Raw genomic sequence first — 24325 nt, forward strand, 5'->3', positions numbered from 1 at the left:
ACCCAGCACCACCCAGCACCACCCAGTAGCACCAGGGGCCGAACGGCCGGGGACCCGCCCCGGACACGCAGGAGCGCAGATCGTCCACTCACGAAGGAGTACGCGATGACGTACGTCGTCACCCGGCTGCGCTCACGAGCCAGGGCACTGCTGACCCTGGCCGTGGCCATGCTCGTCGGGCTACCACTGGCCGGGGTCTGGCTGGCCGCGCCGGCGCAGGCCCACGAGGGCCACGGCGAGACCGACCCGTTCCGGGCCCTCGTCTTCTCGAAGACGTCCGGGTTCCGGCACGGGTCGATCACGGCCGGTGTCAACGCGATCAAGCAGCTGGGGGTCGATCACGAGTTCACGGTCGACGCCACCGAGGACGCCGGCGACTTCACCGAGGCCAACCTCGCGCAGTACGACGTGGTGGTCTGGCTCTCGACCACGGGCGACGTCCTCAACGCCAGCCAGCAGGCCGCCTTCGAGGGCTACATCCGCGACGGGGGCGGCTACGCCGGCATCCACGCGGCCTCGGACACCGAGTACGACTGGGAGTGGTACGGCGACCTGGTCGGCGCGTACTTCAAGGGCCACCCGGCCCAGCAGCAGGTGACGGTCAAGGTCGAGGACCCGGCGCACCCCTCCACGGCGGAGCTGCCCGCCCTGTGGAACCGCTTCGACGAGCTCTACAACTACCGCACCAACCCGCGCGGCAAGCTGCACGTGCTCGCCTCGCTCGACGAGGCGACCTACAACGGCGGTGACATGGGGGTGGAGCACCCGATCACCTGGTGCCAGGACTACGACGGCGGCCGGGCCTGGTACACCGGCCTGGGCCACACCGACGCCAGCTTCGCCGACCCGCTGTTCCTCGACCACCTGCTCGGCGGCATCCGCACCGCCGCGGGCGTGCTGCCCGCGGACTGCTCGGCGACCCTGCCGGCCAGCTTCGAGAAGGTGACGCTGGACGACAACACCCAGAACCCGATGGAGCTCGCCATCGCTCCTGACGGCCGCGTCGTGTACGTCGACCGCAACGGCGCGGTCAAGATCATCCTGACCAACGGCAACGTCGTGACCGCCGGCTCGCTCAACGTCTACACGGGCCAGGAGTTCGGGCTGCTCGGCGTCGCGCTCGACCTCGACTTCGACGACAACGGCTGGGTCTATCTCTACCACTCGCCGGCCGGGGCGAGCGCGATCGACCGGGTCTCCCGGATCACGTTGAGCGGCAACACCCTCGACATGTCGACGAAGAAGGACGTGCTCGACATCCCGGTGCAGCGCGACCAGTGCTGCCACGCGGGCGGCGCCCTGGAGTTCGACAACGACGGCAACCTCTACATCGCCACCGGCGACAACACCAACCCCTTCGCCTCCGGCGGCTACAGCCCGATGGACGAGGGCGAGGGGCGCTCGGCCTGGGACGCCCAGCGCACGTCCGGCAACACCTTCAGCCTCTCCGGCAAGGTGCTCCGGATCACCCCGACCGCCGCCGGTGGCTACACGGTGCCGGACGGGAACCTCTTCGAGCCCGGCACCGCGAAGACCAAGCCGGAGATCTACGCGATGGGCTTCCGCAACCCGTTCCGGATCGGTCTCGACGAGCGCACCGGGGCACTCCTGGTGGCCGACTACGGGCCGGACGCTGGCTCGGCCAACGCCCAGCGTGGACCCGACGGCCGCGTGGAGTGGAACATCCTGGACCGCCCCGGCAACTACGGCTGGCCCTTCTGCGTGGGCGCGAACACGCCCTACAACGACTACGACTTCGTCACCCAGACCTCCGGGCCCGTCCACGACTGCGACGCCCCGGTCAACGACTCGCCGAACAACACCGGCCTGACCCAGCTGCCGCCGGCCATCGGTGCCGCCATGTGGCAGGGCAAGTCGTCGAGCGGCAACCCGGAGATCGGCAACAGCGGCGCCCCGATGACCTCGGGCACCTACGCCTACGACCCGGAGCTCGACTCGGACCGCAAGTGGCCGGCGTACTTCGACAACAAGGCGATCTGGGCCGATTGGAACAACAGCCGCCTCTTCACCGTGCAGCTCGACGCCGAGGGCAGCGCCGTCACCGACGTCAACCGGTTCCTGCCGGACCTGCCGATGACCCGGCCGCACGCGCTGCAGTTCGGCCCCGACGGGGCCCTCTACATGATCGAGTGGGGCAGCGGCTTCGGCGGCAACAACGCCAACTCCGGCATCTACCGGATCGACTACGTGCAGGGCAACCGGGCGCCGATCGCCAAGGCGACGGCCGACGTGACGTCGGGCGCCGCGCCCCTGACCGTCGCCTTCGACAGCGCCGGGTCGCGTGACCCCGACGGCACCCCGCTCACCTTCGCCTGGGACTTCGACGGCGATGGGACGACGGACAGCACCGAGCCGACCGCGTCGCACACCTACACCGAGGTCGGCGACTACACCGCGCGGCTCACGGTCACCGATGCCGGTGAGCGCACGGCCGTCTCCAACATCGACATCGTGGTCGGCAACACCGCCCCCGAGGTCGAGCTGGTGCTGCCGCTCGACGGCGGGTTCTTCTCCTTCGGCGACACCATGCGCTACGAGGTGGTCGTCACCGACGCCGAGGACGAGGAGATCGACTGCGACAACGTGGTCGTGCAGCCCGCCTTGGGCCACGACGAGCACGCCCACGGCTACGAGCAGTACCGCGGGTGCTCCGGCACCGTGCCGCTGCCCGGCGACGAGGGCCACGTCGGTGCCAACATCTTCGGCACCATCACCGCGACGTACACCGACGGTGGCGGCGAGGGCGTGGGCTCCCTGACGGGGCAGGACACCGTGGTGCTGCACACCAAGCGCACCGAGGCGGAGTACTTCCAGTCCACGGGTCGCCTGGCCGACTCGACGTCCTCCGGCACGCCCGGTGTCCAGACCGAGACGACCGGCGACACGGCCGGCGGCGGCAAGAACGTCAGCTACGTCGAGGGCGGCGACTGGTTCGGCTGGGACCGCATGAACCTGACCAACATCGACCAGATCTCCATGCGAGCGGCGTCGTCGCGTGCCGGCGGAGCCACCTGGGAGGTGCGCACCGGCGAGCCCACCGGGCCGACGGTCGCGACCATCGCGGTGCCGAGGACGGCCGGTTGGCAGGTCTACGGGGACTACTCCGCCGAGCCCACCGGGCCGAGCACCGAGGTCAGCGGTCCGCTGTACTTCGTGCAGACCACCGGTGGCTCCAACATCAACTGGATCGACTTCATCGGCCGCGGGGTCACCGACAACGAGAAGCCGCAGCTGAGCGCCACCGCCGACCCGGTCACCGGTCTCGCACCGCTGGAGGTCGACTTCACCTCCTCGGTGAGCGACCCCGACGGGGACGACCCGGTCAGCGTCGAGTGGGACTTCGGCGACGGGGCGGGCGCCGAGTCCGCCGACGCGACGCACACCTACACCACGCCCGGGACGTACGCCGCCAAGGTCACCGCGACGGACGCGCGGGGTGCCGAGGACTCGAAGACCTTCGCGATCACCGTGCAGGCCGAGCCGGACACCTGCTTCACCGGTCGCTCCGACGACTTCGTCGGTGACAGCCTCGACACGGACCGGTGGGACTCGATCGTGCGGCCCAGCGGCAACGCGACCGTCTCCGGCAGCCACCTGTCGATCCCGCTGACCGCGACCGACATCCACGGCGCCAACGGCACGCCCACCCCGGACATCGTGCTCCAGCACCTGCCCGGCGGTGCGTTCGAGGTGACCACCAAGGTCACCCTCGAGGCGCGGCGGCAGTACCAGCAGGCCGGTCTCATCGTCTACGGCGACGACGACAACTACCTGAAGATGGTCCTGCAGGGCCGGACGGGCAGCCCGAGCGCTGCCGGCCGGGTCTTCCAGTTCGCCGGCGAGCTGGCGGGTCGGGCGACCGAGACGAACACGCCCGCCCTGGGCGAGGAGTTCCCCGACACCTTCTGGGTGCGGATGAGCAGCCCCGACGGGCTCGATGTCACCGCCTCGTACAGCAGTGACGGGATCACCTTCACCGAGATGGACGGCACCCGGTCGCTGAGCGGGATCAACGAGCCGCGGGTCGGGGTCTTCGGCCTGGCCAACAGGACCGAGGCGCTCCCGATCACGGCGCACTTCGACCACTTCCGGATCACCCCGGACGACACCGCGACGTCGTGCGACGCCGGTGGCGAGACCTGCTTCACCGGGCGCTCCGACGGCTTCGACGGCGACGCGCTCGACACGCAGCGCTGGGACTCGGTGGTCCGGGCCAACCAGGACCTCACGGTGTCGGACGGTCTGCTGAGCATCCCGCTCACGGCCACCGACATCTACGGCACCAACAACACCGGGACGCCCAACATCGTCCTTCAGGACCTGCCCGACGGCGAGTTCGAGGTGACCACCAAGGTCACCCTCGAGGCCCGGAGGCAGTGGCAGCAGGCCGGCTTGATCATCTACGGCGACGACGACAACTACCTGAAGATGGTCAAGGTGGGACGCGCGTCGTCCCCCGACGCCGCCGCGCGGCGCTTCCAGCTCACCAAGGAGGTGGAGGGAAGCGCCACGGAGGACAACACCCCGGACGTCGGGGCCGGCTTCCCCGACACCTACTGGGTGCGGCTCAGCAGCACCGACGGGGAGAGCGTCACGGGCTCCTACAGCGCCGACGGCGTGTCGTTCACCGAGATGTCGCGCAGCTTCACGCTGGCGGGGATCGCGGGGGCGAAGGTCGGTGTCTTCGGCCTGGCCAACAAGGACTCGGCCCTGCCCGTCACCGCCGAGTTCGACCACTTCCTGCTCACCCCCGACGACACGGCGACCCCGTGCGAGGAAGAGGAGGAGGAGGAGGAGGAGGACACGACCGAGCCCCAGGTCGGCACGACGGTGCTCGGTGACTACGCCGGCGAGCTGGTCAGCCTGGTCGACACCGAGATCGGTGGCGAGGCCACGCTGGTCTCCGCGATCGACGGGGACGCCCGCACCACCAGCGCGACCCTGTCGCTGACCGGTCTGGAGCCCGCAGCGGGCTACGAGTCCCACCTGCACGTCGGGACCTGCGACACCCTGGGGCTGCACTACCGCGACGACCCGGAGGGCGACGGCACGCCGCCCAACGAGCTGTGGCCGACCACTCCCGGCTGGGAGTCCGGTCCGCGGATCGTGGCCGGCGAGGACGGCCGGGCCGAGGCCGCGGCAACCGTGGCGTGGGCACCTCGCACCGACGGTCGCTCCCTGGTGCTGCACCGTGACGGCGCCATCGTCGCCTGCGCGACGCTGGACCTGACCGGGCCCGGCACGGTGGTGCTCGACGCCACTGACGACGCCACCGACGACACCGGCGTCGACACGGTCGAGCACCGCGTCGACGGGGGCGAGTGGACGACGTACGAGGGCCCGTTCGAGATCAGCGAGCCGGGCACGCACACGGTCGACTACCGGGTCTCCGACCTGGCCGGCAACACCACCCAGGGCTCGCTCGACGTGGTCGTCCCAGAGCCGGACGTCGAGCCGGTCGCACCGACGGTCGAGATCGCGGTCTCGCCGGAGGAGCCCGACGGGGACGACGGCTGGTACACCGGTCCCGTCACCGTGACGCCGAGCGCCACCGGCGGAGTCGGCGAGCTGAACCTCGAGCAGCGGGTCGGCTCGGATGAGTGGGCGCCGTACGTCGAGCCGGTCGTGGTCAGCGAGGACGGCAGCACGACCGTCGCCTTCCGGGCCACCGACGAGGAGGACACCGCCTCGGAGGTGGTCAGCACCGAGGTCCGCGTCGACCAGACCGCCCCGGTCGTCCGGGTCGAGCGCCTCACCCAGGGCCAGGTCCTCTCGGTCGCCGCCGTCCGCCGGGTGCGCGTCCTGACCCAGGACGAGACCGCGGGCGTGGCGTCGACAGTGGTCCGTCTCGACGGCCAGGTCGTCGACGCACCGGTCGACGTGGACGCGGTGGCCCTGCTCAGCGGCAAGCACCGGCTCGAGGTGCGGGTGGTCGACGCCGCCGGCAACCGGACGACCGAGGAGGTCGTCTTCCGCGTCGCGGCGACCTACCGCGGCGGGCGTGCCCTGCTGAATCGCCTGGAGGGGGAGGGCCGGATCTCGGTCGGCCTCGACAAGCTCCTGGGCAACCGGCTCGACAAGGCCCAGCGCAAGGACCGCCAGGGCAAGGAGGCCCAGGCCCGCAAGACCCTGGTCAAGTTCGTGCGCGCCGCACGCCGCGCGGACGACCAGCAGGCCACCCGGGCCCTGGTCGACCTGGGCCGGGTCCTGCGGAGCCAGGTGTGACCGGGCGGCCCCACCAGGAGACGTCCGACGGTGAGTGAACGCCCCTGCTGCGCCTCGCGGCGCAGCGCCCGTCGCCCGGCAGTTCGGCTCTGCCGGCGGCGGTGGGGCGCTTGCTCGCCCTCGGCCGGGGGAGCGGGCCCTGCGGGCCCGCTCCTTGCGGGACGGTGCCGGGGCACCAGCGCTCCGCCCCGGCACCGGCCCCGTGCCACCGCCACCCGCCCGATCCATCCGCACTTGACCCGACCTGACCTGAACGACCTGATCTCCACGACAGTCGAGTAGAGAAAGAGGAAGCGCATGCCACGACCGATCACCCTGTTCACCGGCCAGTGGGCCGACCTGCCGCTGGAGGAGGTGGCCCGGCTCGCCTCGGGCTGGGGCTACGACGGCCTCGAGCTGGCCTGCTGGGGCGACCACTTCGACCCCTGGGCGGCCGTGGAGGACGACGACTACGTCCCGGCCAAGAAGGCCCTGCTGGATAAGTACGACCTCCAGGTCTTCACGATCAGCAACCACCTCAAGGGCCAGGCCGTCTGCGACGACCCGATCGACGCCCGCCACCAGGCGATCCTGCCCGAGCGGATCTGGGGCGACGGCGACGCCGAGGGGGTGCGCCAGCGCGCGGCCGAGGAGATGAAGATGACCGCCCGGGCCGCGCGCAAGCTCGGCGTCGACACCGTCGTCGGCTTCACCGGGTCCTCGATCTGGAAGTACGTCGCGATGTTCCCGCCGGCCACCCAGGACATGGTCGACGCGGGCTACGAGGACTTCGCGCGCCGCTGGAACCCGATCCTCGACGTCTTCGACGCCGAGGGGGTGCGGTTCGCGCACGAGGTGCACCCCAGCGAGATCGCCTACGACTACTGGACCACCGTGCGCGCGCTCGAGGCGATCGGCCACCGCGAGGCGTTCGGCCTGAACTGGGACCCCAGCCACTTCGTGTGGCAGGACCTCGACCCGGTGGGCTTCCTGTGGGACTTCAAGGACCGGATCTACCACGTGGACTGCAAGGACGCGAAGCGCCAGACCGGCAACGGGCGCAACGGTCGGCTCGGCTCGCACCTGGCCTGGGCCGACCCGCGCCGCGGCTGGGACTTCGTCTCGACCGGCCACGGCGACGTGCCGTGGGAGCAGTGCTTCCGGATGCTCAACTCGATCGGGTACGACGGCCCGATCTCGGTGGAGTGGGAGGACGCCGGGATGGACCGGCTGGTGGGGGCGCCCGAGGCGCTCGAGCTCGTGCGCCGGCTGGCGTTCGACGCCCCCGACGCGGCCTTCGACGCCGCGTTCAGCACCAACGACTGACCGAGGTCACCGGGGCCCGCGCGGGCCCCGGTGGCCGGTCACGGCGTCGTGGCGCTGCTCGCCGGGTCGATGAGGATCTTCGCGTGCTCCTCGGGCTCGGCGAGGGCCTCGAACGCGGTGGCCACGCCGTCGAGCCCGACGGTGCCGGTCACCAGCGGTGAGGCGTCGACCTCGCCCTCGGCCAGCTGGTGCAGCGCGTCGCGCAGCTCGAGCGGGGTGTAGGCGAGCACGAAGCGCAGGTCGATCTCCTTGTTGATCGCCATCGTGGGGCGCAGCCGGTCCTCGCCCATGCACACCCCGACGACCACCACCCGGGTCCCGATCGGCGCCGCGCTGACGACGCCCTCGATCATCCCCGGCACGCCCACGCACTCGAAGACCACCGGCCCGGTGATGTCGGCCGCGCCCAGCGCGTCGGCCGCGCGGTAGAGGTGCACCCAGCCCGGCAGGCGGCGCAGCCGCTGCATCGAGTCGACGGCGTGGTCGAGCACCTGGGGTGCCGAGCGCATCCACCCCGCCGCGGCAGCGGCGTCGTACGGCGACTCCTCGGCGGGGTCGACCACCGTGTCGGCACCGCAGGCCAGCGCCAGCGCACGGCGGGCTGCGGAGAAGTCGGAGGCCACGACCCGGCGCACGCCCCGGGCCTTGAGCTGCAGGACCACCGCGAGCCCGACCGGACCGCAGCCCAGCACGACGGCGACGTCCTTGCGGCCCACGTCGCTGCGGTTGACCGCGTGCAGCGCCACCGCCATCGGCTCGGTGAGCACCGCGGTCTCGGCGGGCAGCCCGTTGGGCACCTTGAAGCTGAGCGCGCCCTCGACGAGCACCCGCTCGGCGTAGCCGCCCGGGGCGCGCGGGGAGAGACCCGTGGGGTGCACGCCGGCGGCGTCGCGCAGCAGCGGGAACGGCACCACGAGGTCGCCCTCGCGCAGCCCCCGCCCCGCCCCGCGACCGCGCTCGAGGACCTCGCCGACGATCTCGTGGCCCGGCACCACGTGGTTGTCGCTGCGGATCGAGTGCTCGTAGCCCAGCTCGTCCATCACCTCGGCGAGCGCGTCGCCGTGGTCCTTGGCGTGCAGGTCGGAGCCGCAGATGCCGCAGCGGCGCACCGCCAGCACCAGCTGCCCGCGACCCGGGCGCGGGTCGGGCAGGTCGACGACCTCGAGGTGGCCGCCGGAGCAGTCGACCGCCCTCACCGCGGCGCCGCCGCGCGCGCGCTCGTACGTCGGTCGGCCGGGCGCGCAGGGAGTCATGGGCCGCAGTATGCCGCTCCACCCCGCCCGCGCCCGGCGTACCCGGGCCCGGGTCGTGGTCCGGGTCGTGGTCCGGCTCGTGGTCCGGGTCGTGGTCCGGGTCGTGTGCCTGAGGACGCGCTCCGCCGCGGTCAGGGGCCACGACCCGAGCCACGACCCAGGCCACGACCCAGGCCACGACCCAGGCCACGACCCGGGGGTGGCGCGTCAGGCCGCGAGCACCGGCTCCGGTACGGCGACCGGCTCGGCGCGCGCGACCAGGGCCGGGGTGCGCACGCTGACCGCGCAGAGCACGCTGATCGAGGAGGCGACGCACACGACGCCGAAGACGAGGCCGCCGACGAGGAGCCCCGGGAGGGACTCGCCGAACCACACCAGGCCCTGCGCCAGCAGCAGCCACCAGCTCAGCGGCGAGATGCCCGAGAGCGACGGCGCGCGCCAGACCCCGACCGCCTGCGGCACGAAGACCAGCAGCGAGCCCAGGCCGAGCAGGCCGCCGAGGAGCGCGGGCGCGAGGGCGACGACGGCGAGCAGCACGACGGCCCAGAGGCCCGGCACCACGCAGGCGCGGCTCCAGGCCAGGCCGCGCACGGCCAGCCCGGTGACCACGACCCACACCAGCCCGGCCAGCACGTTGCCGACCAGGAGCCCGGTGGCGTCGGTGCCGGCGAGGTAGTAGGTCCAGGCGGTGTAGTTGACCAGGCCCGCGAGCAGGGCCGGCAGCGAGAGCCCGGTGGGGTCGCCGGTGCGGGCGAGACGGGCGAGCTGGGGCAGGAGCGGGACGACGCCGATGGCGACGACGCCGACGGCGTAGACGGTGTCGAACGAGAGGGTGTCGAGCGAGACGGGCACGGAGGACCTCGGGGCGGGCGGGCGCGCACGCGCACGCACGGCGCCGACCGCCGGCGACCCCCGCCGCCTGCGCGGGCGCAGGCGGGCAGGACGACGACCGGTCGGTCGGAGGACGAGCAGGACGCGGGACGGGCGGACGGGACGGGACGTGGGTGGCGCCGCGGTCGGGCCGGGTGCGCGGAGCGCCCCTGACCGACCCCCAGGTGACGTCGTACTCGCCGGCCGCGTGGGCCTCGTCGTTCTGTCGGGCTGGTGGTGCTGGTGCCGGGAGAAGCGTACGACCCCGCGACCCGGTCCCGACGCCATTTCTCCTGGGAGGTGCGCCGTCGGGGTGTGGAGTGCCTCACGTCCCCCGGGTCGTGGCGGCGGGACCCTTCTCGTCAGGTGGGTCAGACATGAGAACGGTCGATGCTGGGTACGATGCCGGAGGCGGCACCCGTCGCCCGGGGCGCACGAGGGGGTGGCCGCCCGGTGTCAGCAGTGTTGAGCGAGGAGCGGGTGCTGCCCGCGGAGCCCCGCAGCGCCCTGGAGGCACGGCGCCTGGTGCGCCGCCTGCTCGAGCAGGCCGGGGCGGAGCGCTTCGCCGAGGCCACCGAGCTCGCCGTCTCCGAGCTGGTCACCAACGCCGTGGTGCACGCCGGCGGCGAGGTGCGGCTGCGGGTGCGCTGCGACCCCCAGGCGGTGCGCGTCGAGGTCGACGACACCAGCTCGCACCGACCCGTGCCGCGGCACTGGACCACCACCTCCGGCACCGGGCGCGGCCTGCACCTGCTCACCGACTGCGTCGACGTCTGGGACGTCGACATGCGACCCGGGGCGGGCAAGACGGTCTGGTTCGAGATCGGCGGCAGCCACACCCGCGACCCGCACGACAGCGCCGCCACCGCCGACAGCGCGACCGGGGTCGTCGAGGTCGAGCTGCGCGGGGTGCCGCTGCTGATGCACCACGCCTGGCAGGAGCACGCCGCCGGGCTGCTGCGCGAGCACCTGCTGCTGCGCCTCGACGAGGACCTGGCCGCGCTCGACGAGCACGCCGCCGCCAGCGACGCCCTCAACCTGCTGCACGAGCAGCTGCCCGTGCCGCCGCTGCACGACGACGGCGAGGCGATCATGGCCGACGCCGTGGAGCCGGCGGTCTCCGCCGAGCGCCTGGTGCTGCGGGTGCCGGCCGCCTCGGTGGCGCACTTCGAGGTGCTCTCCGAGGCCCTCGCCTCGGCCCTGCAGCACGCCCGCGAGGGTCGCCTGCTGGCGCCGCCCACCCAGCCCGAGATCGAGCTGATGCGCGTCTGGCTCTGCGGCGAGGTCCTCGGCCAGGCCGAGGGCGCCGCCCCCACGGCCTGGCGCAGCACCGGGCTCGACGTCGGCCGCCCCGCGACCCCTCGCCTGGTCGGCTCCGCGGCGGTCGCCGCGATCGTCGACGCCGACCCGGTCATCGTCACCGACGAGCGCCACGACATCGTCGGGGTCAGCCCGACCGTGGCCGCGTTCCTGGGGTACGACGACCCGGCAGCGCTGGTGGGTCGCCGCGTGCTGGCGGTGGTCCCGGCCCGCTTCCACCAGGCCCACGTCGCCGGCACCACCATGCACGCCTCCCACGGACGCGACGTGCTGCTCGACCAGGTGGTGCGGGTGCCGATGGTGCGCGCCGACGGCAGCGAGGTGGAGGCGGCCTTCGAGGTCACCGTGCACCGCGTCGACGCCGACGACCGGGTCTTCGTCGCGCGCTTCCTGCTCGACTGACCGGCCCGCCCCACGAGCCGTGCCGGCGCTCAGTCCGTGAGCCAGGCCGCCAGCTCGTCGACCAGGTCGCGCTGCTCGGGCAGCCCCGGGAAGAGCGCCCAGTCGTGCGGCAGCCCCTCGCGCACCCGCAGCTCGAGGTCGGTGCCCTCGACCTGCGCCGCCCGCTCGGCCAGCCGCTCGCACTGCGGCCAGAACAGCTCGCGGGTGCCGACCAGGGCCAGCACCCGGCCCAGGCCGGAGAGGTCGGCCAGCCCGGGGGAGACCCGCGGGTCGTCGAGACCGTGCGGCCCGGCGTACAGGCGCGCGGCGCCGTGCAGCGCCCGCCTGCTCAGCAGCGGGTCGAGCCGGTCGGCGGCCACGGTGCCGGCGTCGCCCATCACCGCGTCGACCCACGGCGAGAGCAGCACGCTGGCGCGCGGCATCGCGGCCCCCTCGTCGCGCAGCTGCTGCAGCAGCGCCAGCGACAGGCCGCCGCCGGCGGAGTCGCCCATCAGCACCGGTGCTGGCCGCCCGGCGCGGGCGGCGGCGGCCAGCGCCTGCTCCCACGACTCGCGCACCATCGGCAGGGTCTCGTCGACGGTGTGCTCGGGGGCCAGCGGGTAGTCGACCAGCGAGACGGCGTACCCGCGCCCGAGCAGCCGTCCGAGGAAGGGCCAGTGCTGGGCCTGGAGCGTGTAGGCGCCGCCGTGCAGGAAGAAGACGTGGTCGCGGGCGCCCGCCGGGGTCACCGTGGCGACCCGGCCCGCGGCGACGTCGGTGACGACGACGTCGTGCTGGGCGGCCAGGGACCTCGGGACCAGCGCGGTGCGCAGCCGGGGCGGGTGGGTGAAGACGTGGGTCACCACGGCGCCCGGGAGCAGCCCGAAGGCCCGCACCGCCAGGCGCGCCTGCCAGGAGGGCGTGCCGGTGGGGGCCCAGCCGGGGCCGGGTGCGGGGGCGGTCGGCTCAGCCAACGAAGTCCCACCCCGCGGCGAGGTACTCGATGAAGTCGGCGCCCAGCCGCTCGGTGCGCAGGTGCTCGCGGCTCACCGGGGTGCTGGTCATCGTGAACTCGGGGTCCTCCAGCGCGCGCCGCGCGAAGTCGTGGTGCAGGATGCCGGCGGTGCCGACGGTGACGAAGTCGGCACCCCGCTCGAGGCACCACTGCGCGTCGGAGGTCGACACGATGCCGCCCGCCACCCCGAGCCGGGTGGTGCCGCGCTCGAGCGCGGTGAACTGGTCGATCAGCAGGCCGTCGTACGCCGTCTCGAAGGGCTCCTTGCGCACGTCCCACAGCGACATGTCGAGGTGGTCGAGCGCGCCGGAGAGCATCAGCTGCTCGGCCAGCGCGGTCGACTCGGCGACCGCGATGCCGCTGCGCTCGGGGGTCAGGCGCATCCCGACCTGGAAGTCGGGGCCGGTGGCGGCGCGGATGCCGTCGACGACCTCGTGGAAGACGCGGGCCCGGGCCTCGGGCGAGCCGCCGTAGGCGTCGGTGCGGTGGTTGGAGCGGGCGTCGAGGAACTGCGCGAGCAGGTAGGCGTGGGCCCCGTGCACCTGCACGCCGTCGAAGCCGGCGCGCTCGCAGCGCACCGCCGCGTCGACGAAGTCCTGGACCACCCGCTCGACCTCGGCGGTGGTCAGCGCCCGGGCGCCCTTCGACTCGTCGTCCCACGGGGCGACCGGCTGGTGGCCCGACAGCGCCTGCGAGGCGCGCATGCCGCCGTGCTGCAGCTGCACGCACGAGGTGGTGCCGGTGGCGCGCAGCGCGTCGGCGAGCCGGGTCAGCCCGGGCAGGAACCGGTCGTCCCAGACCGCGAGCTGGCCGTCCCAGCACTGCCCCTCGGGCGAGACGTGCGCCGCGCAGGTCATCACCATCGCGAAGCCGCCCTCGCCCCGCGCGACGAGCCAGTCGAGCTCGTCGTCGGAGAGGCTGCCGTCGGCGTGCGACTGCAGGTTGGTCAGCGGCGCCAGCGTGATGCGGTTGGCCCACGCGGGGCCGCGGTCGAGGGGCAGGGTCTCCTGGAGCGAGGTCACGCCCCCATCATCCACACCCCGCCCCGGCGCCCACCGCGACCCGGCCGGTTCGAACCGGCCGGGTCGCGCTCAGCCGTCGTGGATGCGCTGCAGGTTGCGCCCGCCGCGGGCGAAGGAGCGGCGTACGGCGGGAGGGACGTCGGCGTCCGGCACCTCGCCCCAGGTGCAGGGCCGCACGTGCACCAGGTCGAGCGCCCTCGCCCCCGGGGAGTCGTCGTGGCGCCACGGGCCCTCGAGCCGGCCGCGCCACCAGCCGCCCCGGTCGTCGCGGGTCCAGGCGATCGTCCGGTCGGGTTCGGCGGCGAAGCGCCGCAGGCGGGCGGCGAAGCGCGGCCCGTGCTCCTCCTCGAGCAGCGCCAGCGCGTCGGCCAGGTCGTGGGGCGGGCGCGACAGGCGCCCGCCGATGCCGCAGACGCCCTCAGCGAGTGCTCGCCGCACCGCCGCCGCGTGGTCGACGGTGTCGTCGCGGGAGCGCATCGGCGCCCGCAGGACGCTCGGCTGCTCGCCCAGGCGCTCGTCCGGCTGCTCGACCGGCGGGGTCACACCGAGCCGAGGCGCCGGGCGCGCGGGCCGCCCGCCGCCAGCAGCTTGTGCGAGCCGTCGCACCAGGGCTTGAGGGAGGAGGCGCCGCAGCGGCACACGGCGGTGACCGGACGCGTCGAGACGTGCCGCTGGCCGTCCTCGTCCTCCACGACGACCTGGCCGCGCACCAGCATCGGCCCGTCCTCGCAGAGCAGGATCTCGGTGGGCTCGCTCATGCGACGTCCTCCGTGTCCTGGGGCTCCACGGCGGCCTCGCCGGCGCCGCGGCGCACGTGCTCGAGCAGCGCGGTGGCGGTCGCGGCCTCCGCCAGCAGGCACACCGCCGCCCCGAAGGCGACCTCGGCCTCGCTGCCGGGCACCTCGGCGACGTACGAGCCGACCAGGTCGCGCACGGCGACCTGCTCGTGCACCGCGTCGGCCGCCATGTGCTCGCGGTAGTAGGCGACCATCGGCTCGGGCACGCCGAGGCGCTCCATGCCGCGCACCACCCGGCGCGAGGGCACCGCGCTGGTGACCTCGAAGGCCGCGAGGTGGCCCAGCGCCGCCGGCACCAGGCGCCGGTGCAGCCCCAGCAGGGTCATCAGGTTGTTCTGCTCCAGCACCGCCGGCAGCGCGGTGTCGACGTGCGCGGCGTACGACGCGTCGAGGCCGCAGGCGACCATGCCCCGCGCCCACAGCGCGGCGTGCAGGTCGTCGGGCCGGCCGTTGCCGTACTCGTCGGCCGCGATCGTCATCAGGTGCGCCTTGGTGGTGTCGGGCAGCCGCGGCAGCGTCCACATCGCGGCGTCCTGCTCCTTGACGTGGTAGATCGAGCGCTGGCGCAGCACCTCGTCGAGCTGGTCGCGGTCGGCCTCGCGCTGCACGAAGCGGGCCACCGACTCCGCGCCGGTGTCGGCCTCGCAGAGTGCGAAGAACGCGCGGGTCAGCTCACGCGGGTCGCCGCCGACCGGCAGCGCGGGCAGGTCGGCGGCCGCGACCCGCTCGCGCCAGCGCTGCTCGAGGCGTCGCTCGAGCCGGCCGCGCAGCGACAGCAGGTCGGGTCGCCACTCGTGGTCGGTGCCATCCGGTCCGTCGGGGGGCTCGACGGCGTTGTCGAAGCCGTGGTGGTGCAGCTCGTAGAGCACCCACAGCGCTAGCTCCTCGTCACCGGAGCCGGCGGGACCGGGCCGGGGCGCGTCGACCGCGTGCCCGACCGGCAGCGGCGCCTCGCCGCGCAGGTCGGCGAGCAGCGCGGCGCTGAGGGGCCCGCGGGCCCGGGGGAGAGTCGGCATGTCCTGACCGTTCCCCGACCACCCGTGGTCCATGCACCCCCACAAGGGTGTTCGTGGGTGCCCTAGCGTGCGGTCCATGCCCGAGTCCACCGTCCAGCAGATGACCTTCGGCCCGCTCACCATCACCTACGACGACAGCGTGCTCGAGCCCCGCCCGTGGACCCGGGCGCAGTCGCTGTGGGCCCGCGAGCTGCTCGACGACGCCCCCGCCGGGCGGGTGCTGGAGCTGTGCGCAGGGGTGGGCCACATCGGCCTGCTGGCCGTGCACGGCACCGACCGGTCGATCGCCTGCGTCGACCTGTCGCCCCGGGCCTGCGAGCTGCTGGGCGCCAACGCCGCGGCCAACGCGATGGCCGGGCAGGTCGAGGTCGTGCACAGCGACCTGGCGCGGCTGCCGCTCGACGAGGAGCGCTTCGCGCTCGTGGTCGCCGACCCGCCGTGGGTGCCGACGGCCGACATCGGCCGCTACCCCGCGGACCCGGCGCTGGCCATCGACGGCGGCCCGCAGGGCCTCGACGTGGCCCGGGCCTGCGTGCGCGCCGCGGGTGCGTGCCTGGTCGCGGGGGGCACGCTGGTCCTGCAGGTCGGCACCCCCGAGCAGGCGGCGGCGCTGGCCCCCGACCTCGAGGCGGCCGGCCTGGCCACCGCGGAGGTGCGGGCGCTGGAGCGCGGGACGCTGGTGCGCGCCGACCGGCGCTGACCCCTCAGCGGGGCGTCAGTGGGGCGTCAGCGGGGCCCGGCGGCCGGCTCGGGCACCACGGTGGAGTCGGCCTGCTCACGCACCTGGTCGCACAGCCCGGCCAGGCGCAGCGCGTACTCGTCGGTGTCGAGGCGCCGCGCGGTCCAGGCCCGGTGCAGGTCGATGGCCTGCAGCCGCACCCGGGCCGAGAGGACCGGATCTCGCCGCTCGATCCGAGCGAGCTGCTGCATCAGGCTCATCCGCGTCTGGGTCACCTGTGCGTCGACGTGCGTGTCCATGTCCCACCTCCCGGGTGTCGTTGGTCTGGTGCCTCCATCGTAGGTCGCACCCCCTCGCCGGGCCGACTCGGCGAGCACCCGCCCAGCGCCGGTCCGGCACCGGTCCGGCACCCCGCCCGGTGTCGGCCGGCCCGCGCGAAGCCTCGCCCCAGCGGGTGGTCGGAGGGCGTCCGGCACACGTCGTCCTTATGATCGGGACATGTCCAGCAGTCCCGTGCGCGTCGCGATCGTCAACGACTACGAGATCGTCGTCGCCGGCATCGCCGCCGTCCTCGAGCCCTTCTCCGACCGTCTCAGCGTCGTGGAGCTCGACAGCGGGGTGCCGGTGCTGGGCGACGTCGACGTGGTGCTCTACGACTCCTTCGGGCAGGTGCAGGGCGGCGACGTCGACGTGGCTCGGCTGATGGCCGGCGGCCGCGGGCGGCTGGTGATCTTCAGCTGGAACACCGAGCCCGAGCTGGTCGAGGCGTCGCTGGCCGGCGGCGCGGCCGGCTACATCGCCAAGGGTGTCTCCGCCAAGCAGCTGGTCGACCTCATCGAGGCCGTGCACCGGGGCGAGCGGGTGGTCCCCGACACGATGCAGTCGCCGGAGAGCGACGACTTCGGCCGCTGGCCCGGCAGCGAGCACGGGCTGAGCCCGCGCGAGGCCGAGGTCCTGGCGCTGATCTGCCAGGGGCTGAGCAACCAGGAGATCACCGAGCGCGCGTTCCTGGGGCTCAACACCGTCAAGACCTACATCCGCTCGCTCTACCGCAAGATCGGCGTCGACAGCCGCACCCGGGCCCTGCTGTGGGGCATCGACCACGGCTTCCGCCCCGACCACGTGCGCCGGCCCGGCCCGCACGCCTGAGCCCGGCGACGTACCGGCCGATGCAGTCCTCGGACCTCGCCGCCCGTCTGCGCGGCCGGCTGCGCAGGCTGCGCGACCCCGCGGTCCACACCGACCTGCTGCAGGTGGTCAAGGCGACCGTGGCGGCGGTCGGCGCGTGGATGGTGGCCGACCGGGTGCTCGACCTCGAGCAGGCCTTCCTGGCTCCGTGGGTGGCGCTGCTGACCGTGCACGCCACGGTCTACCGCTCGGTGCTGCGGGGCGGGCAGTCGGTGGCGGCGACGGTGCTGGGGGTGCTGCTGGCCTACGGGCTGGTCGAGACGATCGGCTACGGCGCGGTCTCCCTGGGCCTGGGCCTGTTCCTGGGCCTGCTCGCGGCCCGGTGGCGTCCGTTGCGGCTCGAGGGCGTGGCGGTGGCCACGACCGCTCTGTTCCTGCTCACCATGGGCGGGACCCGGCAGGAGTCCCTGCTGGTCGACCGCCTCATCGACACCGCGATCGGCGTGGTCACCGGCGTCCTGGTCAACCTGCTGGTGGTCCCGCCGCTCGACGACCGCTCGGCCGAGCACCAGCTCGACCGCATCCATCGCCGGCTCGGTGAGCTGCTGCGCCGGATGTCGCGCGAGCTCGACGAGGGCGTCGACGACGACGGCGTGCGGGCCTGGATCGAGGAGACGCGCGGCATCGACGACGAGGTGGACCGCGCGGAGTGGCTGCTGGAGTACTCCCAGGAGGCGCAGTGGTGGAACCCGCGCCGGCACCGCTCGCGCCGGGTCAGCGACACCGAGCGCGGCCGCGAGGTGCTGGTGCGGCTCGAGGAGGGCGTCGCCCAGGCCCGCGCGATCGCCCGCACCCTCGAGGAGTCAGTCGTGGCGGCCGAGGAGTGGGACCCGCGCTTCCGCGACCCGTACCTGGCGCTGCTGGACCGGGTGGGCCGGCGGGTCGCCGACCCCGACAGCGGGGTCGAGGGGCTGCGCGAGCAGGTCGACGACCTCGCCACCGAGCTCTCCGCCGACGACCTGCCGGCCCTGCGCTGGCCGCTGTACGGCTCGCTGATCACCTCGCTGCGCCACGTCGTGACCATCGTCGACGACGTGGCGTCCACGCAGCCCTACGGCGAGGGCTGAGCGCGCCCACCGTCGTGGCGCTCAGCGCTCGAGGAGCGCCTTGAGCCGCGCGAGGTCCTTGGTGGTCGCGCGCCGCACCGCCAGCGCCATCGCCGGCGCGGCGACGCCGGCGAAGCCGCTGGGCCGGCCCCGGTTGGCCAGCGTCATCAGCGTGCCCTCGCCCGCGGAGGTGCTGTCGGCCGCCCACGTGTAGGTGGTCTCCATCGGGAACGGCCCGTCGGCGGTGCGCATCACCAGCCGCTCATCGGGCACCAGCTTGACGACCTCGTAGGTGTAGGCCAGCCGCCGGCCCAGGAAGGCCGCCACGAAGTCCATCCGCGACCCGACCGCCAGCGGCGGCGGGGTGCGCCACTCGACGCTGCGGATGTTGGCGTACCACTGCGGGGCGTTGCCGGGGTCGCCGGCGTACGCCGCCACCTCCTGCGGCGGGCGGGCGATGCGGGTGCGCACCTCGACGTCGACGTCCATCGCCCCATCGTGGCGCACGGGCCGGCCCGGGCCCTCTTGTGACCTGGGCCACGGCGTGGTGCAATTAACAGACCGATCGGTCAGTAATCCCCGGTCGGTCGATCCTGCGAGGAGACCCGATGAGCACCAGCACCGACGAGCGCGCCGACGAGGCCCGGCTCGAGCAGCTGCTCGAGGAGCAGTTCGAGGCGGTGGTCGCGCGCCACGAGCGCATCGAGCCGCGTGACTGGATGCCCGAGGGCTACCGCCGCACCCTGGTGCGCCAGATCGCCCAGCACGCCCACTCCGAGATCATCGGCATGCAGCCCGAGGGCCGCTGGCTGACCCGCGCGCCCTCGCTGCGCCGCAAGGCGGTGCTGCTGGCCAAGGTGCAGGACGAAGCCGGCCACGGGCTCTACCTCTACTCGGCCTGCGAGACGCTGGGGGTCTCGCGGGCCGAGCTGACCGAGATGCTCATCGACGGCCGCCAGAAGTACTCCTCGATCTTCAACTACCCGACGCTGTCCTACGCCGACGTCGGCACCATCGGCTGGCTGGTCGACGGGGCGGCGATCTGCAACCAGGTGCCGCTGTGCCGCACCTCCTACGGGCCCTACGGCCGCGCGATGATCCGGGTCTGCAAGGAGGAGTCCTTCCACCAGCGCCAGGGCTACGAGCTCCTGATGACGATGATGGCCGGCACCGACGAGCAGCGCGCGATGGTGCAGGAGTCCGTCGACCGGTTCTGGTGGCCGGCGCTGATGATGTTCGGCCCGCCCGACGACGCCTCGCCCAACACCGCCCGCTCGCTGGCCTGGGGGATCAAGCGCAACACCAACGACGAGCTGCGCCAGAAGTTCGTCGACATGACGGTGCCGCAGGCCGAGCGGCTCGGCGTCACCCTGCCCGACCCCGACCTGAGGTGGGACGAGGAGCGTGGTGCCCACGACTTCGGCCAGCCCGACTGGGACGAGCTGACCCGGGTGATCTCGGGCGCCGGCCCCTGCAACGCCGAGCGCATCGCCCACCGGCGCCGCGCCCACGAGGACGGCGCGTGGGTCAGGGAGGCGGCAAGCGCGTTCGCGCGGGCGACGAAGGAGCCCGGGCGAGACCGCGCGCAGGTCGAGCAAGCCTCGGGGTCGAGCCTGCGAGACCCCGAAGGGCGGGTCGAGACCCCGTGAGCGAGGAGACAACAGTGACCACCACGCCCACCACGACCACCACGACCAGCAGGCCCCGGGCCGAGTGGCCCCTCTACGAGGTGTTCGTGCGCGGCAAGCGCGGCCTCAACCACGTGCACGTCGGCTCGCTGCACGCCGCCGACGACACGATGGCGCTGCACCACGCCCGCGACGTCTACACCCGCCGCAACGAGGGCGTGAGCATCTGGGTGGTGCGCGCCGACGCGATCACCGCCTCGAGCCCCGACGAGAAGGACCCGCTCTTCGCGCCCTCGGGCGACAAGGTCTACCGCCACCCCACCTTCTACGACGTCCCCGCCGACGTCCCCCACATGTGAGCGCCCCGATGAGCCACGACACCAGCGGCCACGAGTCGGTGTACGACGGCCTGGTCGAGGACCACGGCGACGTGTCGGGCCAGTGGGCCTTCGGCACCTCCTTCGAGGACCCGCTCGCGGGTGTCGACACCACGCTGCCCGAGGGGGTCGACGGCGCCGACCTGGCGGCGTACTGCCTGGGGCTGGGCGACGACGCGCTGGTGCTCTCGCACCGCCTCTCGCAGTGGTGCAGCCGCGCGCCCGACCTCGAGGACGACATCGCGGTCGCCAACATCGCCCTCGACCTGCTCGGCCAGGCCCGGCTGCTGCTGGCGCGGGCCGCGGCTGCCGACCCCGCGGTGGTGCCGGCGCTGCCCGAGGGGTCGCCCGCTCCCGACGAGGACCGGCTGGCCTACTTCCGCGAGGCCGCCGCCTTCCGCTGCACCCGCCTCGCCGAGCTCGAGCACGGCGACTTCGCCCACCTGGTGGTGCGGCTGCTGCTCTTCTCCACCGCCCGGCTCGCGCTGCTGCACCGGCTGGCAGCCAGCCGCGACCACGTGCTGGCCGCGATCGGCGCCAAGGGCGCCACCGAGGTGACCTACCACCGCGACTACGCCGCGCGCTGGGTCGTCACCCTGGCGCGCGGCACCGAGGAGTCGCGCCGCCGGCTGCTGGCGGCGCTGGAGCAGCTCGCCCCGTGGCACCCCGAGCAGCTCGAGGCCCACCCCGTCGCGACCCGGCTCGCAGAGGCCGGCGTGGGCGTCGACCCGGCCGGGACCGCCGACGAGGTCGGCGCCGTGCTCGCCCAGGTGCTCGACGAGGCGCACGCCGCCTGGCCCGAGGCCCCGCCCCGTGCGGGCGTGCGCGGGCGGGCCGGCCGCGACGGCATGCACACCGAGGCGTTGGGTCTGCTGCTCGCCGAGATGCAGGTGGTCGCCCGGGCGCACCCGCTGGGGCGGTGGTGACCATGGGCGCCGGGCAGGTGCGTGAGCGGGCGCTGACCCGCGCCGACGCTGAGGCCGCCGCCGGCACCGTCACCGACCCCGAGATGCCGATGCTGACGCTGCTCGACCTCGGGGTGCTGCGCGAGGTCACGGTCCGCGGGGCTGCCGACGGCAGCGAGGGCGCCGCGGTCACCGTGGCGCTGACGCCGACGTACTCGGGCTGCCCGGCGATGGCCACGATGCGCGACGACCTGGTGCGCGCCCTGACCGGGGCGGGCTTCGACGAGGTGCGGGTGCAGGTGCGCCTGAGCCCGCCGTGGACCAGCGACTGGATCACCGAGCGCGGCCGCGCGGCCCTGCGCGAGCACCGCATCTCGCCTCCCGGCACGGCCGGGCCGCGGCCGTCGGGTCCGGTGCCGCTGCGGCTGACCGCGACGCGGCGGCTGCTCGCCTGCCCCCGGTGCGGGGCCGAGGACACCGAGCTCACCTCGGAGTACGGGCCCACCGCCTGCACCGCGATCTACCGCTGCACCGTGTGCCGCGAGCCGTTCGAGCACGTCAAGGAGATCTGAGATGAGCGCACCCGCGGTGGAGCGCCCGCGCAGCCGCACCTTCGAGGCGCTGCGCGTCGCGGCGGTCACCCCGCTGACCGACGACGCGGCGGCGATCACCTTCGAGGTGCCCGAGGAGCTGCGCGAGCGGCTGGCCTTCGACGCCGGCCAGTCCCTGACGGTGCGCCGGGTCGTCGACGGCGTCGAGCACCGCCGGTCCTACTCGATCTGCGCGCCCGTGGGGGCCGCGCCCCGCATCGGTGTGCGCGAGATCCCCGGCGGCGTCGTGTCGTCGTGGCTGGTGCGCGAGGTGCGCCCGGGCGACGAGGTCGAGGTGCAGCTCGCCCCGGGCGGGTTCCGCGCCACCCCCGACGTGGTCGCCGCGGGCGGTCGGCACCTGTGCGTGGCGGCCGGCTCGGGCATCACGCCGGTGCTCTCCATCGCCGCCAGCCTCCTCGAGCACCCCGACGCCCGGGTGACGCTGCTCTACGGCAACCGCACGACCGGCTCGGTGATGTTCGCCGAGGAGGTCGCCGACCTCAAGAACGCCCACGTCGACCGGTTCCAGGTGGTGCACGTGCTCAGCCGCGAGCCGCGCGACGTCGAGCTGCTCTCGGGCCGCCTCGACGCCGAGCGCCTGGAGCGCATCCTGACCACGCTCGCGCCGGTCGGTGCCCAGCACCGCCCCGACCACGCCTGGCTGTGCGGCCCGCACGCCATGGTCCAGGACGCCCGCGACGTCCTCGGACGCCTCGGCCTGGCGCCCGAGCAGGTGCACGCCGAGCTGTTCTTCGTCGACGAGCCGCCGCCCGAGCTGGTGCGCGAGGTGGCGGCGCCGAGCGGCGCGACCAGCGAGGCCACCGTGGTGCTCGACGGGCTCAGCTCGACCTCGACGGTCTCCCGCGACCGGCCGCTGCTCGACTCCGCCCAGGAGACCCGCTCGGACCTGCCGTTCGCCTGCCGCGGAGGGGTCTGCGGCACCTGCCGCGCGCTGGTGCGCGACGGGGAGGTCGAGATGGCGCGCAACTACGCGCTCGAGCCCGCCGAGGTCGAGGCCGGCTTCGTGCTGACCTGCCAGGCCCGACCGGTGACCGACGCGGTCACGGTCGACTTCGACGCCTGAGGTCGTCGGGGCGCGCCGCGTGCAGGCCGTCGAAGGCCAGGGTGGTCACCGCGCGGGCCAGGTCGGCGGCGTCGACGTCGCCGCGGGGTCGGTGCCACTCGACGAGCGAGTTGACCATGCCGAAGAGCAGCCGGCTGACCAGGAGCGGCTCGACGTCGTCGCGCAGCGAGCCCTCCTCGACCGCGGCGCGCACCAGGTCGGCCAGGCGGGCGTCGATCCAGCGCCGCCGCTCCAGCGCGGCCAGCTCCACCGGGCTGTTGCCGCGCACCCGCAGCAGCAGCGTCACCTCCGGCTGGTGGGCCACGAGCACCTCGACGCTGCGCGCCACCAGCGCCCGCAGCCGCTCGTACGCCGACGTCTCGTCGTGCGCCAGCCCCGTCGCGGCCTCTACGGCGTCGGTGAGCTCGCCCAGCGCGGCGTCGAGCGCCATCCCGAGAAGGTGCTCCTTGCTCGGGACGTGGTGGTAGATCGCCGACTTCGTCAGCCCCAGCTCGCGCGCCAGGTCACCCATGCTGGTCGCGTCGTAGCCCTGGGCGTTGAACAGCGCCACCGCCTCGCGCAGCACGTCGGCCTGGTCGTGGCCGGGGCGCCCGCGGCGGGCCGGGGCAGCGGGGTCGGCCATGGGAGCAGGATGCCACGTCCCGGGCGCGGTGCACCGGCTCCTGCGGGACGTCCCGACTCACCTTTACGGGCGGGGAGGTGGCCAGGGGTGGGGTGGTCGGTGCGATCATCACGACGATGACCGCGCACAGCTCCCCCGAGACCCCGGCGACGACGTCGCTGGTGGTCGGTGGTCGCTACGAGCTGGTCGAGCTGATCGGCAGTGGCGCGATGGGCAGCGTGTACGCCGCGCAGGACCTCGTCGACGAGCGCCTGGTCGCGCTCAAGCGGCTGCACGCGCAGCGCGCCGACGACGACACCGCCCGCACCCGCTTCGAGGCCGAGGCGCGCACCCTGCGCCAGCTCTCCCACCCCGGCCTTCCCCAGGTCTACGACGTGGGGGAGGAGGACGACGGCGTCGCGGTGCAGCCCTACCTGGCGATGCGCCTGGTCACCGGTGACACGCTCTCCGACCTGGTCACCGAGCGGGGGCCGCTGCCGCCGCTGGAGGTCGCCGGGCTGGTCGCGCAGCTGGCCTCGGCCCTCAGCGCCGTGCACGCCGCCGGTGTCGTGCACCGCGACATCAAGCCCGCCAACATCGTCGTGGGCGAGACCGGGCAGCCGGTGCTCGTCGACTTCGGGATCGCCACCGGCGACGACGTCGAGCCGCTGACCAGCACCGGCGAGGTGCTCGGCACGATGGAGTACATCTCGCCCGAGCAGGTCTCGGGCCGGCGGGCGACCGCCGCCTCCGACGTCTACTCGCTCGGTGTCGTGGCCTACCAGTGCCTGACCGGGGTCAAGCCCTTCCAGCGCGAGTCGCCGGTCGCCTCGGCGCTGGCCCACCTCAACGACCCCGCGCCCGACCTGCCGCCCAGCGTCGACCGGCGCCTGGGCGAGGTCGTCCAGCGGATGCTGGCCAAGGAGCCGGAGGCGCGCCCGCTGGCCGCCGACGTCGCCCGCCTCCTCGAGCGCGTGCTCGCGCGCCGCCGGCGCCGCTGAG

The 24325-nt window shown here is 74.0% G+C and carries 22 protein-coding genes; 12 read left to right on the top strand and 10 right to left on the bottom strand.

What is annotated here, in order from left to right; translation table 11 throughout:
• Positions 1-105 precede the first annotated feature (105 nt).
• On the top strand, positions 106-6246 hold the full coding sequence (locus H0S66_RS09565; RefSeq protein WP_218876276.1) for a ThuA domain-containing protein: 6141 nt from the start codon (positions 106-108) through the stop codon (positions 6244-6246).
• Positions 6247-6543: 297 nt separating this feature from the next.
• The gene (locus H0S66_RS09570; protein WP_179615179.1) at positions 6544-7551 is read left to right on the top strand and encodes a sugar phosphate isomerase/epimerase family protein; all 1008 of its coding nucleotides are present in this window, start codon (positions 6544-6546) and stop codon (positions 7549-7551) included.
• A 38-nt stretch (positions 7552-7589) separates the two neighbouring features.
• On the opposite strand, the gene H0S66_RS09575 is transcribed toward H0S66_RS09570, so the two are convergent.
• Together H0S66_RS09575 and H0S66_RS09580 are read right to left on the bottom strand one after the other, a co-directional pair.
• Complete coding sequence (locus tag H0S66_RS09575) at positions 7590-8804, bottom strand: alcohol dehydrogenase catalytic domain-containing protein (protein WP_258017196.1); 1215 nt, start codon at positions 8802-8804, stop codon at positions 7590-7592.
• 207 nt (positions 8805-9011) lie between these two features.
• Positions 9012-9656 (bottom strand): flagellar type III secretion system protein FlhB, encoded by a 645-nt coding sequence (locus tag H0S66_RS09580; RefSeq protein ID WP_179615181.1) that lies wholly within the window; start codon positions 9654-9656, stop codon positions 9012-9014.
• Between the two features lie 471 nt (positions 9657-10127).
• On the opposite strand from H0S66_RS09580, the gene H0S66_RS09585 reads away from it, so the two are divergent.
• Entirely contained in the window at positions 10128-11396 is a 1269-nt protein-coding gene (locus H0S66_RS09585) for an ATP-binding protein (RefSeq protein ID WP_179615182.1), read from the top strand.
• A gap of 29 nt (positions 11397-11425) precedes the next feature.
• Here the strand turns inward: H0S66_RS09585 and H0S66_RS09590 are convergent, their stop codons facing one another.
• The 5 genes from H0S66_RS09590 to H0S66_RS09610 all read right to left on the bottom strand — a co-directional run bounded on the left by H0S66_RS09590 (position 11426) and on the right by H0S66_RS09610 (position 15225).
• Positions 11426-12349: an alpha/beta hydrolase fold domain-containing protein gene (locus tag H0S66_RS09590; protein ID WP_179615183.1), complete on the bottom strand. Its 924-nt coding sequence runs from the start codon at positions 12347-12349 to the stop codon at positions 11426-11428.
• Positions 12342-13412, bottom strand: a complete 1071-nt coding sequence (locus tag H0S66_RS09595) for an NADH:flavin oxidoreductase (RefSeq protein ID WP_179615184.1) — start codon at positions 13410-13412, stop codon at positions 12342-12344. Before H0S66_RS09595 ends, H0S66_RS09590 begins: the two co-directional genes overlap by 8 nt.
• A 69-nt stretch (positions 13413-13481) precedes the next feature.
• Entirely contained in the window at positions 13482-13955 is a 474-nt protein-coding gene (locus H0S66_RS09600; protein WP_258017197.1) for a GAF domain-containing protein, read from the bottom strand.
• A complete protein-coding gene (locus H0S66_RS09605; protein ID WP_179615185.1) occupies positions 13952-14170 on the bottom strand; it encodes a CDGSH iron-sulfur domain-containing protein in 219 nt (72 codons plus the stop codon). Before H0S66_RS09605 ends, H0S66_RS09600 begins: the two co-directional genes overlap by 4 nt.
• The gene (locus H0S66_RS09610) at positions 14167-15225 is read right to left on the bottom strand and encodes an iron-containing redox enzyme family protein (protein WP_179615186.1); all 1059 of its coding nucleotides are present in this window, start codon (positions 15223-15225) and stop codon (positions 14167-14169) included. The genes H0S66_RS09605 and H0S66_RS09610 overlap by 4 nt, the downstream gene beginning before the upstream one ends.
• A gap of 76 nt (positions 15226-15301) precedes the next feature.
• On the opposite strand from H0S66_RS09610, the gene H0S66_RS09615 reads away from it, so the two are divergent.
• Positions 15302-15925 (top strand): methyltransferase, encoded by a 624-nt coding sequence (locus tag H0S66_RS09615; RefSeq protein ID WP_179615187.1) that lies wholly within the window; start codon positions 15302-15304, stop codon positions 15923-15925.
• A 26-nt stretch (positions 15926-15951) separates the two neighbouring features.
• Here H0S66_RS09615 and H0S66_RS09620 read toward each other — a convergent pair whose 3' ends face one another.
• A complete protein-coding gene (locus H0S66_RS09620; RefSeq protein ID WP_179615188.1) occupies positions 15952-16203 on the bottom strand; it encodes a hypothetical protein in 252 nt (83 codons plus the stop codon).
• Between the two features lie 199 nt (positions 16204-16402).
• Here H0S66_RS09620 and H0S66_RS09625 point away from each other — a divergent pair, with 199 nt between their 5' ends.
• Positions 16403-17053: a response regulator transcription factor gene (locus tag H0S66_RS09625; protein WP_179615189.1), complete on the top strand. Its 651-nt coding sequence runs from the start codon at positions 16403-16405 to the stop codon at positions 17051-17053.
• A 20-nt stretch (positions 17054-17073) separates the two neighbouring features.
• Positions 17074-18159 (top strand): FUSC family protein, encoded by a 1086-nt coding sequence (locus tag H0S66_RS09630; protein ID WP_179615190.1) that lies wholly within the window; start codon positions 17074-17076, stop codon positions 18157-18159.
• A 21-nt stretch (positions 18160-18180) separates the two neighbouring features.
• Here H0S66_RS09630 and H0S66_RS09635 read toward each other — a convergent pair whose 3' ends face one another.
• The gene (locus H0S66_RS09635; RefSeq protein ID WP_179615191.1) at positions 18181-18627 is read right to left on the bottom strand and encodes an SRPBCC family protein; all 447 of its coding nucleotides are present in this window, start codon (positions 18625-18627) and stop codon (positions 18181-18183) included.
• Between the two features lie 119 nt (positions 18628-18746).
• Between H0S66_RS09635 and paaA the strand changes: the two genes are divergently transcribed.
• Genes paaA through paaE form a run of 5 tightly spaced genes read left to right on the top strand, consistent with a single transcriptional unit; the run spans position 18747 to position 22722 of the window.
• Entirely contained in the window at positions 18747-19787 is a 1041-nt protein-coding gene (gene paaA, locus H0S66_RS09640; protein ID WP_179615192.1) for a 1,2-phenylacetyl-CoA epoxidase subunit PaaA, read from the top strand.
• 14 nt (positions 19788-19801) lie between these two features.
• On the top strand, positions 19802-20125 hold the full coding sequence (paaB, locus tag H0S66_RS09645) for a 1,2-phenylacetyl-CoA epoxidase subunit PaaB (protein WP_179615193.1): 324 nt from the start codon (positions 19802-19804) through the stop codon (positions 20123-20125).
• A gap of 8 nt (positions 20126-20133) precedes the next feature.
• Entirely contained in the window at positions 20134-21069 is a 936-nt protein-coding gene (paaC, locus tag H0S66_RS09650; protein WP_179615194.1) for a 1,2-phenylacetyl-CoA epoxidase subunit PaaC, read from the top strand.
• A 2-nt stretch (positions 21070-21071) separates the two neighbouring features.
• Positions 21072-21620 carry a 1,2-phenylacetyl-CoA epoxidase subunit PaaD gene (gene paaD, locus H0S66_RS09655; protein ID WP_179615195.1) on the top strand — a complete coding sequence of 183 codons (549 nt, stop codon included), beginning with the start codon at positions 21072-21074 and terminating at the stop codon, positions 21618-21620.
• Between the two features lies 1 nt (position 21621).
• Entirely contained in the window at positions 21622-22722 is a 1101-nt protein-coding gene (gene paaE / locus H0S66_RS09660; protein WP_179615196.1) for a 1,2-phenylacetyl-CoA epoxidase subunit PaaE, read from the top strand.
• On the opposite strand, the gene H0S66_RS09665 is transcribed toward paaE, so the two are convergent.
• Positions 22700-23344 (bottom strand): TetR/AcrR family transcriptional regulator, encoded by a 645-nt coding sequence (locus H0S66_RS09665; protein ID WP_179615197.1) that lies wholly within the window; start codon positions 23342-23344, stop codon positions 22700-22702. The two genes, paaE and H0S66_RS09665, sit on opposite strands and share 23 nt — an antisense overlap.
• A gap of 116 nt (positions 23345-23460) precedes the next feature.
• Between H0S66_RS09665 and H0S66_RS09670 the strand changes: the two genes are divergently transcribed.
• Positions 23461-24324 carry a serine/threonine-protein kinase gene (locus H0S66_RS09670; RefSeq protein WP_179615198.1) on the top strand — a complete coding sequence of 288 codons (864 nt, stop codon included), beginning with the start codon at positions 23461-23463 and terminating at the stop codon, positions 24322-24324.
• Position 24325 lies beyond the last annotated feature (1 nt).

It is taken from the genome of Nocardioides marinisabuli (genome assembly GCF_013466785.1).
In the GTDB taxonomy this organism is placed as follows: domain Bacteria; phylum Actinomycetota; class Actinomycetes; order Propionibacteriales; family Nocardioidaceae; genus Nocardioides; species Nocardioides marinisabuli.